Consider the following 13,592-nt stretch of genomic DNA (forward strand, 5'->3'; position numbering starts at 1 on the left):
ATTAAAGAAAAAATATAACTAATATGATAAGTAGAAATCCTTGGCAAATGAAAGCGTTTTACTTAAAAAAATGTGAACAAACGTTAAAAATTAAGGGTTTTTCATTGTCTAAATGAATGTGAAATGCTATTCTTTTGTCTGAGATGTAAGTTGTCCGATGACTTAATTACAGCCCGGTAATCTTACCTGATTCTATGGAAGTGTTCGAAAAGCAGAGGAGCTTTGGGATGAAGTGAATGCATCTAATTTTTCTCAGTCTTTTTGAACAACTATATACATGAATAATAGGGCATTGGAAAAAATAAAACAGCATATAGGACGGAATATAACGGTTTCTTCCTGCTGCTGGTTTTGCTGAAAATTCCAGTTCCCGTCATTAAGTTCGTGAGGCAACGCCTTGCACATCTTAATTCATATTTCAATAATACGAAGGAGATTGATCCCATATGGTACAAAAACAATTTAAAGTAACTGCAGAAACAGGAATTCACGCTCGTCCAGCTACAATGCTTGTACAAGCTGCCAGCAAATTTGACTCAGAAATTCACCTTGAGTACAAGGAAAAGAAAGTAAACCTAAAATCAATCATGGGCGTTATGTCTTTAGGTGTTGGACAAGGTGCTGATATTACAATTATTGCTGAAGGCAGCGATGAACAGGATGCTCTTAACAGTCTTGAAGAAACATTGAAAAAAGAAGGATTGGCTGAATAATGAGCTTTTTAAATGGTATTGCGGCGTCAAGCGGTATTGCTATTGCTAAGGCTTACCGTTTGGTTGAGCCGGATCTCTCTTTTGAAAAAAAGACAGTAGAACATGCTGAACAGGAAGTGGAGCGCTTTCAGGCAGCATTAGCTGAATCTAAAGGTGAATTGGAAGTCATCCGCGATAATGCCCATAAAGATCTTGGTGCGGATAAAGCTGCTATTTTTGATGCTCATCTTTTAGTATTAAGTGATCCGGAATTAATTTCGCCGATTGAAGATAAAATTACAACAGACAAAGTAAACGCTGAATCTGCTTTAAAAGAGACAGCGGATATGTTCATAACAATGTTCGAACAAATGGACAATGATTACATGAAAGAGCGTGCAGCAGATATCCGTGATGTTACGAAACGCGTACTTTCTCATTTGCTTGGAGTGCAAATTGCGAACCCCAGCATGATAGCAGAAGAAGTCATCATTATCGCTGAAGATTTGACACCATCCGATACTGCTCAGCTGAATCGCCAGTTTGTAAAAGGATTTACAACTGACATCGGGGGCAGAACCTCACACTCTGCCATTATGGCCCGTTCCATGGAAATTCCGGCAGTTGTGGGAACAAAGGAATCCACGAAGCAAATTAAAAATGGCGACCTGGTTATCGTGGATGGGTTAAAAGGTCTGGTACATATTAATCCGACTCCGGAGGCTATCGCCGAATACGAGGAAGAGCACCGTAAATTCGAAGAGCAAAAAGCTGAGTGGGCTAAGCTTGTCAATGAGAAATCAGTTACTGCTGATGGCCATCATGTTGAATTGGCTGCCAATATCGGTACTCCGAAGGATTTGAAGGGTGTAGTTGAAAATGGCGGAGAAGGCGTTGGCCTTTACCGTACGGAATTTTTATATATGGGAAGAGATCAGCTTCCAACCGAAGAGGAACAGTTTGAATCTTACAAAGCTGTACTTGAAGGGATGAGCGGAAAACCGGTTGTAGTCCGCACACTGGATATCGGCGGAGATAAAGAACTTCCATATCTGAATCTTCCAAAGGAAATGAACCCATTTCTTGGCTTCCGGGCGATTCGTCTATGTCTGGAAGAACAGGATATGTTCAGGACGCAATTAAGAGCTTTATTAAGAGCAAGCACCTATGGAAACCTGAAAATCATGTTTCCTATGATTGCCACTCTTAATGAATTCCGTCAGGGCAAAGCAATCCTTGAAGAAGAAAAACAAAAGCTTGTGAGCGAAGGCTTAGTGGTTGCAGACAACATTGAAATTGGAATTATGGTGGAAATTCCTTCAACTGCAGTTATGGCAGAGCAGTTTGCTAAAGAAGTCGATTTCTTCAGTGTTGGCACTAATGATCTAATTCAGTACACAATGGCTGCAGACCGCATGAATGAGCGAGTTTCTTACCTTTACCAGCCGTATAATCCTGCTATTCTGCGTTTAGTTAAAATGGTAATTGACGCAGCGCATAAAGAAGGAAAGTGGGCAGGCATGTGCGGAGAAATGGCTGGAGACGAAACAGCAATTCCATTGCTGCTGGGATTAGGACTTGACGAGTTCTCAATGAGCGCTACTTCAATCCTTAAAGCTCGTTCTCAAATCAGCCGCCTGAACAAAAAGGACATGGAAGCGCTGGCTGAAAAAGCGCTTCATATGAATACAGCTGAAGAAGTAGTCCAAGCTGTAAAAGAAATAGCTGATCTGTAATCAAACTGTAATATTTTGCGAGTTTTAAATATAATCTCCCGGGTAAATTAGAAGTAAGCACTTAGGTCAGACTTAATTAAGCTGATCATTCTCATTTTCCCCCCTTTTAAACCGGCCTATAATGGCCGGTTTATTTTTTGCTTTAAACCGGTTCTCGGTCTTAAGGATGACTGAAATCACATCTTATGATTGTTATCCGAAATCAGAAACTCTCCTATAATTAAGCTACACAATAAAAAGGAGAGATGGAAAATGGTTGCCATTATAATCAGCTTTCTTTTTCATGATCGATATAGATGTATTAAAGAAAAACAGCTGAACGACTTATATGAGAAACAAAGTTCCTTTATAAGCCGTGTCCTGCACTAAAGAAGCCTGAGAAGGGCTTCTTTTATTTCATGTTTATTTCTGTTATTTCCAAGGATCAGGATTAAGTTTTACAATTGGGGTTTATTGTCAGGCGGTAAAGGAAAAGGTAAAGAAAAAGGAGGAATTCTTCATGAATAAAAAAATCATTAGCCTAATGCTCACCGCCATATTGGCATTGTTTTTGTCAGGCTGCATGCAGGATACACAGGATTCAATCGTCAATAGTCATGCTGAAGCCTTGCTGACTAAAAACAATGAGCTTCAGTTCCGGTTTAAAATCAATGGTAAAATTCTTTCAGAAGAAGAATTATACAAAGTAAAAGTTTCCATACATAATGAAAAACTGGCTGCTGCTCTCGGTACTGATGAGTTTGTATATGGAGAGGACACTATTATTGATGGGGAATATATAGAAGTCAATAATGAAAAGGGGAACTATATTTTTATGAATCCCATTCCTCTTACACAGGACCTGCATGTTTTCGAAATAGAAAAAATGATTGTGAATGAAGATGCAGTTTCCGTGGAAATCTTAAATGAAGATGAAGTGATAGCGAGAGCATTCTTAAACAATTTTTCATCTCAGCTTTAAAAAATTCATATGGAATGAAAGGTGTTTTGTTTTTACCTGATTTGGGTAGTATAAAATACGCGCATAAAATTGGGGATGGACCAGGTATTTGCCTGGTCTTTTGTCGTTTTTGGAAATTCTAATATTTTTATTCAAACAAAAGTAATGGTAGAATTAATATAAAAAATTCAGATATTTCAAGGGAGAGGGTAGCATGATTTCACCTGAAAATACAGTTATCGGGTTTGTAGGAACAGGGGTTATGGGCAAGAGCATGGCGGGACACCTCTTAAAAGCCGGTTATCCATTAGTCGTGTATACAAGAACCAAAGAAAAAGCCTCTGAACTGATAGAGAATGGGGCAGAGTGGGCTGCGACTCCTTCAGCCGTTGCAAATAAAGCAAATGTTATTATTACCATTGTTGGTTATCCGGCAGATGTAGAGGAAGTGTATCTCGGAGAGAATGGCATTATCACAAATGGCAGGGAAAATACGTATCTAGTTGACATGACTACCTCGACACCTACATTGGCCAAAAGGATATATGAAGAAGCACGCAAAATAGGCATGTATGCAATCGATGCCCCTGTTTCAGGCGGAGATATCGGCGCTAGGGATGCAAAGCTTTCAATAATGGCAGGAGGAGACAGGGACGCATTTCTGGCTGTAGAACCTATTTTCAATCTCCTCGGAAAGAATATCGTTTATCAAGGAAATGCAGGAGCCGGACAGCATACAAAGATGTGCAATCAAATTGCGATTGCATCGAATATGATTGGGGTGTGTGAAGCGGTTGTTTATGCTGAAAAAGCAGGTTTGGACCCGAAAACAGTGCTTCAAAGCATATCAGCTGGAGCAGCAGGCAGCTGGTCTTTATCCAATCTGGCACCTAGAATGATTGATGGAAACTTTGACCCGGGCTTTTATATTAAACATTTCATTAAAGACATGAATATTGCCTTAGATGAAGCAGCTGCAATGGGGATGATGACACCGGGACTCTCGCTCGCAAAGAAAATGTATGCTGAGCTTGCTGATAAAGGAGAAGAAAACAGCGGTACCCAGGCATTATATAAATATTGGGAAGGGTGATATGCCCCTTTTTATGAATAAACCCTCTTTTTTCACTTCAAACTAATAAAGAAAGTAAAAAGGGGGTTAGACAGGTGGCTAAAAGAAACAAGAAAAATGATCCTCAGCAGAAGAACAAAAAAGGCTTCGATTCTGCGGTCATCGATTCTGAATTCTCTCATGAATTTGGAAGTGCTGATACGAATAAAATTCAGAAGGATAAAGCCAAAAAGGAAAAAGCGTCAAAAAACAACGGGGAATATCAGGGGCAATAATAGTAAAAAAGGCAGGCTGGAGCTTGCCTTTTTGCTATTTGTGAAATTGATTATACAACAAAAGCGCCTATCCTGGAAAAAATGGATGGGCGCTTTAGCGATTTATATTTAGCTTCACTTAATGACTTTCAGATACCTTTCGATCCGATCCATTCCTTCCTTTAATGTGTCCATGGAATAGGCAAAAGAAACGCGGAAATAGCCTTCTCCATATGAGGAAAATGCACTGCCCGGAACTACTGCAACCCCTGCTTTTTCAACAAGTGAAAGGGCAAATTCAAAGGAGTTCATTGAACCAGAAGGGATTTTAATAAAAAAATAAAAAGCGCCATCAGGTTTGACTACATCCAGATTCATTTGTACTAATCGCTCATAAACATAGTCACGGCGCTTGGCATATTCCTTTCTCATTGGCAGGGCATCGTCGATTCCGGCTGTCAGCGCTTCAAGGGCAGCCATTTGGGAGACAGAAGCTGCACATGTCACATTATACTGATGAACCTTCAAGATATGCTTTGTCAGATTTTCCGGAGCGAATAAAAGCCCAATGCGCCAGCCTGTCATTGAATGGGATTTTGATAAGCCGTTAATTACGACTGTTTGCTCCCGTAATAGGGAGGCGATTGAGTGATGGGTTTGATCATAGATCAGTTCGCTGTAAATTTCATCAGCCAGGATAAAAATATCTTTACCTTTAACAAGAGCTGCAATTTGCTCAAGTTCCTCTAAAGTCAGGCTGACACCAGTCGGATTCGATGGGTATGGAAGAACAATGCACCTTGTTTTTTCACTCATATGTTCCGCGATTATATCAGCAGTAAATCTGAACTTGTTTTTCGAGATATCAGTATGTACCGGAACTGCACCGCAAAGCTTTATGATTGGCTCATATCCGGGATAAACAGGACCAGGAAGGACTACTTCCGATCCTTCGTCCAGAATTGTTCTGAAGGCAATATCAATTGCTTCACTTGCTCCTGATGTCACAATGACTTCAGATTCAGGGTTATATGTAAGGTTATATTTTGTTTTTACAAAGGAAGCTGCAGCTTCACGTAATCGAATATCGCCCGCATTGTGTGTATAGGAAGTAAAGTTTTCGTCGATTGCCTGTTTGGCTGCTTCTTTAATATGCAGCGGCGTAGGGAAGTCAGGCTGTCCAATTGTAAGAGAAATCATATCTTTGGTGCCGGCAACCATATTGAAAAACTTTCTGATTCCGGAAATTTCTATGTCCTTTACTCTTTGGTTGATTAAATGTTCCAATGTATTCACCTCGCATCATCATACTGTTTATTTTAACACTTTGGAACAGCGGCAAACAGTAAAAAATAAAACAGGCACTGAGTTCTATTCAGAGCCTGCAAAAATAAAATTAGTATCCGTAATCCCAATCAACTTCATCTTCATGCCATAAAACCGGGGATACAGCACCAAAGTCGATTACTTTATTTTCTATATGACAATGGCAATGTTTATCGCCGCATTGATCTTTCATTTCCTCAAAGACAGAATGTTCCACATTTTCCAGAATCGTAACTTTATTTTCATCATGGTAAAGGATTGCTGTACCTTTCATACCTGATTGCACCTCTTTTTTTATTTATGTAAAACCTTACTTTCTGCTTTACAGACTTATTTTATGCCTTGTAAAAAGGAGTGTCTACAGTGTTAGAAGAGTGTTCACAGAATAGTCAAGATGAAAACGTTTTTAACATATATTTAATAAAAATAAATCTTTGTAAGATTTTACAAATAGTTGAATATAATTCATTTAGAGATTAACATTAGTAGATAGTGGAAACTATACTTTTAGTTTGTAAGTTTCCTGCTTAATTATTTTAAGGAGGTTTTTAAGTGGAGACATCTTTAGAGAAGCAGCCTTATGAAAGCGCAAAGGAATATGGCGGATTCTGGCTCAGGTTTGCGGCCTATTTAATTGATTCTATTATTGTTGGAATCCCGCTTACCATTCTAAGCATCGTAATATTTATGATTTTCTTTGGCACTTCTGACGCTTTTAACATGATGATAAGCGACCCATCTTATATGGAAGCAGAAATGACTGATGCAGAAGCTCTTGCATTCATGGGATCTTATTTTGCCGCAGTTGGAGTAACCGTTCTTGTCAATCTTGTCATTGCGGTTGCTTATTTTGCCGGCTTGCATGCATCCGCATGGCAGGGTACTGTGGGCAAAAAACTGCTGGGATTAAAAGTGACTGACTTAAATGGTAATCGAATTTCCTTCTGGAGAGCGCTTGGGAGATATTTGGCCATGGCCATCCTGTCAGGAATTTTCCTTATCGGCTATATCATTGCTGCATTTACAGAGAAAAAACAGGCACTGCACGATTTAATAGCAAGCACAGTTGTAGTAAAAAAATAACTAAAATAAAAGCTGTATGGCCTAGCTGCTATACAGTTTTTTGAGGATCAGCACTAAAAAGGATTTATCGATTGCATGCAGAATATATTTTAGAAAGGGAGGATGAAAATGCAAAAGAAAGATATTATTACTCACTATGAATCTTTTTCAGTGTGGCTTGAGTCTATAAATGAGCTTGACCAGGAAATCTGGCTAAAGCCTGTTAAAGACGGAAAATGGCCGGTTGCCGCAGTAGTTGCCCATCTGTTATTTTGGGATAGGTATTCTCTTGAGAAGCGTTTTCCATTTTTTAAAGAGGGCGCAGAACTTGAGAGCTATCCTGATTTTCAATATGTGAATGATGCTGCAGCAGAATATGCTCAAAAGCATGCACAAATAGAAATTATTGAAGAACTATTAACAGTGAGAAAACAGTTCATTCATATACTAGAAGGGATGACAGAAGAAAACCTGGATACAGCTTTTACAATTGGAAGTACTGCCTTAACTGTGCGTGATTATTTTGCTGATTTTATTGAACATGACATTCACCATAAAAAGCAAATTATCCAGGCTGCCGGCATCAGGGTTTAATATGCGGTGACAGTCTCACTGTTTTTTACATGAAGGAGCTGATGGCATGGAAATAGAAAAAACGGAGCTCAAGAAACCGGGGAAATTCAATTCCCTGCGCCTGTATATGACCCTGCCGATCGTATCATGGGCACTTTATGATTTTGCGAATACCATTTTTTCATCCAATATTAATACGATATTCTTTCCTTTTTACCTGCAGGAAGTAATAGGGGAGAATGAAGTGTTAAATCAGATTGCAAGTACTTTTATATCTTATTCTAATGCATTGGCAAGCTTTTTCCTTGTCCTTTTTTCACCATTATTCGGGGTTATGATAGACAGGACAGGAAGAAAAAAGAAATATATAGTAATCTTCACGCTTATTACTGTCATGGCAACGATATTAATGGGAGTTTTTGCATCCAGCCAGATTAGCGGGAAAATATTGGGGCTGCCTGTTTACCTTGCACTTGTTATTATTTGTTTTATAATTGCAAAGTTTTTTTTCCATTCCAGTCTGGTGTTTTACGATGCAATGATTTCAGACTTGGGAACAAAGCAGGATATTCCGCTGATATCGGGTTTTGGAGTAGCTGTGGGCTATATTGGAACCCTTGTAGGCCTGACTGTTTATATATTTGTAGGTGATGACGGCTTTCACGAATCTTTCATACCAACTGCTATTTTATTTCTGGTGTTTTCATTGCCACTGTTTATTTTTGTAAAAGATAAGCCCTGCCAGGCAAAAGAAAAACAGACATTTTTATCAGGCTATAAGGAAGTTTGGCAGACTTTTAAAGAAATGAAACATTACAAATCAATTTTCACTTTCATGATTGCTTATTTTTTCTTAAATGATGCAATAGCCACCACGATTGCGATGATGGCCGTGTATGCAAAAACGATTGTCGGTTTTACAACTGGCAAATTCATTTTGTTATATCTGGTTTCCACGGTTTCCAGTATAATCGGGTCTTTTGTATTTGGCTATGTAACCAAGGCTAAAGGGGCCAACAAAGCGGTTAAGTATGTTGGTATCCTTCTTCTTGTTGCATTGGCAATTGCAGTTGGCGCTGTCAATGAAGCCATGTTCTGGATTGCAGGCAGCATGTTTGGCGTTGCCCTGGGTTCCATGTGGGTAACCACAAGGACGTATATTGTGGAATTGACTCCAGAAAATAAAAGAGGACAGTTTTTTGGTTTGTTTGCATTTTCAGGAAAAGTATCTTCCATTATTGGTCCGCTCATTTACGGAAGTATTACCCTGATTTTTGCAAGCTACGGAAACCTGGCCAGCAGACTGGCTTTAGGCTCATTAATGATTTTGACTGTAATCGGACTGCTCGTTCATTCAAAAATTAAAGAAGACAGCATTCCTGAATAACCGTACATTTGTATAGCAACCAGAAGCAGGCCGCTATCGGCCTGCTTTTTATTGTACTAGCATTAATTGCTGCTGTTGCAGAAGTGGGGGCTTTTTACATAAAATATTCATTTTTCATAAGAAATTTTACCCATTCATGGTATATTAATAGAGAAAAAGAATCAGATGACATGTACTCTTCTGGAAGAGTCATAATTTGAAGCACCAAATTTAGAAATAGAATTTAGTTATAGGCAGATGAAAAAGGAAGGGCGAAAAAAAGTGGATCAGAAAAAAGGCATTTTACTTGAAAGCGGAACAAATGAACTTGAAATTGTTGAATTTTCGATAGGCAGGAATAAATTCGGGATTAATGTGATTAAAGTGAAGGAAATTATAAACCCTGTACAGGTCACTCCTATCCCTCATTCTCATAGAAATATTGAAGGAATCATCGAACTGAGGGGTGAAGTGCTTCCTGTAGTTGATGTAGCTTCTTCATTGAATATGGCTCCATCAGAAACCCCCCAGCAGGATAAGTTTATTGTGACAGAGTTTAATCAGCAGAAAATTGTTTTTCATGTTCATAATGTTTCGAAAATCCACCGTATTTCCTGGAACCAAATTGAAAAACCATCTGAAATGTACCAGGGACAGGAAAGCCAGATTATCGGAATCATTAAGCTTGGTGAAGAAATGGTACTCCTCCTTGATTTTGAAAAAATGGTCACTGAAATTAATCCTGATTCAGGAATCAGCATCCAGAAGGTGAAAAAACTTGGAAAGCGTGAAAGATCTGATAAGAAGCTGATTATTGCAGAGGATTCTCCTTTATTAAGAAAGCTTTTGAACGATACATTGAATGAAGCTGGCTTTTCCCGGATTGAATTTTTTGAGAACGGATATGAGGCTTATGAATATCTGCACTCTTTAGCAGAGTCCGGAGGGAATGTCACTGATGAAGTGCAACTCATGATCACTGATATCGAAATGCCGCAAATGGACGGGCACCATCTCACAAAAAAGGTGAAAGATCATCCGATGCTTGCAGAAATCCCGGTAATCATTTTTTCTTCATTGATTACCGAAGATCTTCGCCATAAAGGACAGATGGTTGGAGCAGATGCGCAGGTGAGCAAGCCTGAAATTGCAGAATTAGTGCTATTAATTGATCAGCATGCGTTATAGGGCATAACCAAAAAAGCTGGAATTTTCATTCCAGCTTTTTGGTATTAAGAGTGAAAGTATAACTTTAAACATTGATAACTTGCCAGCTCATGCGCCTGCCGCTTAGAGGTCACAAGCTTGTCTGGTTTCCGCTCCTGGGCAGTCCTTCAAAAAAGGATAAGGACGCCTTTCTGTGAGTCACGTTTTAAGCTTGTCAAGGGTAAGCAGGCACATGCACTTTTCCTGGATTAAAAGTAACTTTCTCCTAATTTCTTAAATACAGGCTTTTGATAACGCTGTTTTTTTTCTTCCGGCGGGCTATTAAGCTCTTTTAGTCCTGTATATGACATTAGCAATTTTTTCGCTGCATTAAGTGATAAGGAGGACTTAGGATTTCTGACGAAGGAATCCAGCTTGCCTAAATGGGGAAGCTCAGAAAAATCCTCTTTAGAGGGCGGGAGATGGAAAGAATATTTCCCGCACTTTACAAGAACATCTGACTGCTGCTGGCTGTTTTTTGGATTGCCGGAATAGTGAAGGCCTGCTTTCTGGGCTTTTCCTTCTTTAATTAACTTTTGAAGGGCATCGTGCTTCAATTTATACAAAAATTTAGGGCTTGGTGCTGTCTTTGCATGGCGGTTAACGGTGAAGATGGCTTGAGAGAGGTTTTCAACCGTTGGCTGCAGATGGGGATATTGTTTCTTATCAGAATTCAATTTCCAATCTCCTTTCAAATTATAAAGGGGTATAAACATATTATACCCTTTTTAGTCAATAAAACCAACTTAGGATAGGGCTTTTATTACAAAGACTTATCCATCCAGCTGCTTTCTGCTTATAGGTTGGAAGGATCTTGATTTTTTCCATATAACCATCAGCATTGTTGAACCTAATAATGTTGTTGCTATACCTGCGCCAATCATAACAAAAGAGGCACCCAGCTGTTTTGCAAGAAGAGCTCCAGCTGCAGGTGCTATAAGCATAGAAAAAGTCTGCAGGGACATGGCGGCAGCAGAAACTCTGCCCATCATTTGCTTTGGTGTTTCAGATTGAAGAACATAGCCGTAAGGAACAGATTCTCCCGCCCCTAAGATGCCTAAAAGACATGCACCGATTATCCAGGCCAATTGTGGTAAATTTAGAAAACCTAAGCCTCCTAGCCCAACAGCTGCAATAAAAATGCCGCTTAATATGGCTGACGAACTCATAAAATGGATGGGTTTTCGGTTCCATCCTGTCCATTGGCCCAGCAAAAGTGAACCCGCAACACTGCCTGCTCCCACTGCACTGATCAGCAGTCCAAAATTCCCCTCATTAAATCCAATCTGCTTTGCAATAAAAACAAATAACCCATCATAAAGGAAGATAATGAAAAACGCTGCAGAAGAAAGAATAATCGAGATCTTTAACAGGGGAGTATGAAAAATATGGTTGATGCCATCAGAAAAATCTTTCCAAAAATCCCTTTTGACTGCTTGGCCGTCAGCCATTATTTTATCTGACTCTTCAAAGGACTTTAAGCTGGGAAGATACAGCAGGAAAATAAGAGCTATAAAGAATCCTGCTGCTTCAAACAGAAATGGGGTCTTAGGTCCAAAAACAGCTATAATTCCTCCTCCTAATGCCGGCCCGGCAATTTTCATCGTGTTGACTGAAAGCTGGCTTAAAGTTACTGCTTCAGGCAGCATGCTTTCAGGTACAATCAACCGGATGGTACTCTGCCTTGCCGGATCATATAGTGCCGATACGGTTCCTTTTAAAAACACAAATAATAGCAGAATGTATAAGTTAGGAGCGTAAAATAAGCCTGCTACAAAGACCATTTTTAAAAGGAGGCAAACGATCATAACTGCTTTCTTGGGCAATCTGTCCACAAACACACTTGCAAATGGGCCAATGATGACCCAGGGAAGACCGAGAACTATAATGACAGAGGCAATTGCCGTTTCATCCAGACCCCAGTGATAAACGACAATAACCTGCAATGCAATAAGATCAAGCCAGTTCCCCAAGTCGGAAAATAACTGGGCGCCAAAAAGTGCGCGAAATGATTTTAGCTTGAGCGGTTTAAAAATCCCTGGTTTCGCTGTCAATTCCCTTCATCCTTTCCAATGGCCATCCTTCGCCTGTTCAGCAGCTTTTCGGTATTGCCATGAGGATCCTGGCCGACTGGCAAATTATCTTTTTGCAGCGCTTCGATTGATTCATCGATCCATTTAATTTCTGTTTCCAGCTTCATTTCTGCATAACGGATCGAGAGGGTGCCAAGCTTGCTGACATATGAATATCCATTTCTCGGCCACTCTTTTACGAATTTAAGAATATCAGAAGCTTCTTCTTTTCTTTTTAATAAATGGCTGATTAACACTTCATTATCCATATCTTCATGCCAGGTTGACATTTTCATAAGCAGTTCATCTTTAATAACGGGGAAAGAAGGAGGTGTCTTCAGCCAATTTTCAAACTCTTTCCAGCCTTTAGCAGTAAGCTCATACATTTTTTTTCTTCTTCCATCATCTTCCTGTTCGATTGCATAGATAAATCCTTCTGCCTCAAGCTTTTTTAATTTCGGGTATATGCTCCCATAGCTCATTCCCCAATATAGGCCAGCAGCTTTGTGTTCAAATTCAGATTTGATATTATATCCCGTGCTGGGCCAGAAGCTTAGTACAGCTAGGATGGTATGTTCTATTGACAAATAATATCACTCCTTTCAATGTATCATGATGATATATCAATATGATATGTTGTATGAACAAATAAATCAACAAAAAAATAAAAAACTTTCGCTATTTTTTTAGCGAAAGTTTGTTAAGGGACGATATTCTCTATGGCTGTATTATTACCCTTGTTCCATTTGGTACTATGCGTGCCAATTTGAGGACATCCTGGTTATACATTCGTATACAGCCTTTGGAAACAGATTGGCCAATTGAGGAAGGGTTGTTGGTTCCGTGAATTCCGTAGCCGTACTTTGACAGGGAAAGCCACATAACCCCATATGGACCGCCGGGATTAGGTTCTCTGTTCACAATTACAAACTCTCCAATTGGCGTCTGCGTCAGCAATTTTCCGACCGCAATGGGGTAGACTCTTTGTACGGCACCGTTAGATAAAAGAGTTAAGGTTTTTTTGCCTCTTGAAACTATGATTGTATATGGAATCGAATCCGGTTCGGGAAGTCCTGGTATGACTATTCGCTGGCCGGGATAAATCAGTCCTGGATTTACTATGGCTGGATTTGCCTCCAGAAGCTCGTTTAAAGGCCGCCGGTAATTTTGCGAGATAACAGACATTGTTTCTCCAGGCTTTACTGTATGGTAAATAGCAGCCACCTCTTTCTGAAAAGGTATATTCAAATATATGCCTGAGAAAATTATCTTGTAACTCATTGCTTAAATTAT

Annotated in this window: 15 protein-coding genes; 9 read left to right on the forward strand and 6 right to left on the reverse strand. The window is 39.5% G+C overall.

The features are described from left to right. The first annotated feature begins 446 nt into the window (after positions 1-446). The 5 genes from PBF_RS06340 to PBF_RS06360 all read left to right on the forward strand — a co-directional run bounded on the left by PBF_RS06340 (position 447) and on the right by PBF_RS06360 (position 4,715). Entirely contained in the window at positions 447-713 is a 267-nt protein-coding gene (locus tag PBF_RS06340; RefSeq protein WP_035328512.1) for a phosphocarrier protein HPr, read from the forward strand. Further along, positions 713-2,428: a phosphoenolpyruvate--protein phosphotransferase gene (gene ptsP / locus PBF_RS06345; protein WP_035328514.1), complete on the forward strand. Its 1,716-nt coding sequence runs from the start codon at positions 713-715 to the stop codon at positions 2,426-2,428. Before PBF_RS06340 ends, ptsP begins: the two co-directional genes overlap by 1 nt. A gap of 499 nt (positions 2,429-2,927) precedes the next feature. Beyond that, positions 2,928-3,389 carry a hypothetical protein gene (locus PBF_RS06350; RefSeq protein ID WP_035328515.1) on the forward strand — a complete coding sequence of 154 codons (462 nt, stop codon included), beginning with the start codon at positions 2,928-2,930 and terminating at the stop codon, positions 3,387-3,389. A gap of 193 nt (positions 3,390-3,582) precedes the next feature. Beyond that, complete coding sequence (locus PBF_RS06355) at positions 3,583-4,461, forward strand: NAD(P)-dependent oxidoreductase (RefSeq protein WP_035328517.1); 879 nt, start codon at positions 3,583-3,585, stop codon at positions 4,459-4,461. 74 nt (positions 4,462-4,535) lie between these two features. Next, complete coding sequence (locus PBF_RS06360) at positions 4,536-4,715, forward strand: hypothetical protein (protein WP_035328519.1); 180 nt, start codon at positions 4,536-4,538, stop codon at positions 4,713-4,715. A 114-nt stretch (positions 4,716-4,829) separates the two neighbouring features. On the opposite strand, the gene PBF_RS06365 is transcribed toward PBF_RS06360, so the two are convergent. Then, on the reverse strand, positions 4,830-5,981 hold the full coding sequence (locus tag PBF_RS06365; protein WP_035328523.1) for an aminotransferase A: 1,152 nt from the start codon (positions 5,979-5,981) through the stop codon (positions 4,830-4,832). 109 nt (positions 5,982-6,090) lie between these two features. Further along, positions 6,091-6,294, reverse strand: a complete 204-nt coding sequence (locus PBF_RS06370) for a hypothetical protein (protein ID WP_035328525.1) — start codon at positions 6,292-6,294, stop codon at positions 6,091-6,093. 278 nt (positions 6,295-6,572) lie between these two features. On the opposite strand from PBF_RS06370, the gene PBF_RS06375 reads away from it, so the two are divergent. The 4 genes from PBF_RS06375 (at position 6,573) to PBF_RS06395 (ending at position 10,209) form a co-directional block, all read left to right on the forward strand. Further along, on the forward strand, positions 6,573-7,103 hold the full coding sequence (locus PBF_RS06375; protein WP_035328527.1) for an RDD family protein: 531 nt from the start codon (positions 6,573-6,575) through the stop codon (positions 7,101-7,103). Between the two features lie 108 nt (positions 7,104-7,211). Continuing rightward, positions 7,212-7,676 (forward strand): DinB family protein, encoded by a 465-nt coding sequence (locus PBF_RS06380; protein ID WP_035328529.1) that lies wholly within the window; start codon positions 7,212-7,214, stop codon positions 7,674-7,676. Positions 7,677-7,722: 46 nt separating this feature from the next. After that, positions 7,723-9,042, forward strand: coding sequence for an MFS transporter (locus tag PBF_RS06385; protein WP_035328531.1), 1,320 nt, complete (start codon positions 7,723-7,725; stop codon positions 9,040-9,042). A 261-nt stretch (positions 9,043-9,303) separates the two neighbouring features. Then, a complete protein-coding gene (locus PBF_RS06395; protein ID WP_035328536.1) occupies positions 9,304-10,209 on the forward strand; it encodes a chemotaxis protein in 906 nt (301 codons plus the stop codon). Between the two features lie 227 nt (positions 10,210-10,436). Here PBF_RS06395 and PBF_RS06400 read toward each other — a convergent pair whose 3' ends face one another. The 4 genes from PBF_RS06400 to PBF_RS06415 form a co-directional block, all read right to left on the reverse strand. Continuing rightward, positions 10,437-10,904, reverse strand: a complete 468-nt coding sequence (locus PBF_RS06400) for a YkyB family protein (RefSeq protein ID WP_035328539.1) — start codon at positions 10,902-10,904, stop codon at positions 10,437-10,439. A gap of 96 nt (positions 10,905-11,000) precedes the next feature. Beyond that, the gene (locus PBF_RS06405) at positions 11,001-12,281 is read right to left on the reverse strand and encodes an MFS transporter (RefSeq protein ID WP_035328542.1); all 1,281 of its coding nucleotides are present in this window, start codon (positions 12,279-12,281) and stop codon (positions 11,001-11,003) included. Further along, positions 12,278-12,886: a PadR family transcriptional regulator gene (locus tag PBF_RS06410; RefSeq protein ID WP_035328544.1), complete on the reverse strand. Its 609-nt coding sequence runs from the start codon at positions 12,884-12,886 to the stop codon at positions 12,278-12,280. The genes PBF_RS06405 and PBF_RS06410 overlap by 4 nt, the downstream gene beginning before the upstream one ends. 130 nt (positions 12,887-13,016) lie before the next feature. Continuing rightward, positions 13,017-13,514 (reverse strand): L,D-transpeptidase family protein, encoded by a 498-nt coding sequence (locus PBF_RS06415; protein ID WP_035329104.1) that lies wholly within the window; start codon positions 13,512-13,514, stop codon positions 13,017-13,019. Positions 13,515-13,592: the final 78 nt, after the last annotated feature.

The organism is Cytobacillus firmus DS1 (assembly GCF_000565285.1).
In the GTDB taxonomy this organism is placed as follows: Bacteria; Bacillota; Bacilli; order Bacillales; family Cytobacillaceae; genus Cytobacillus; species Cytobacillus firmus_A.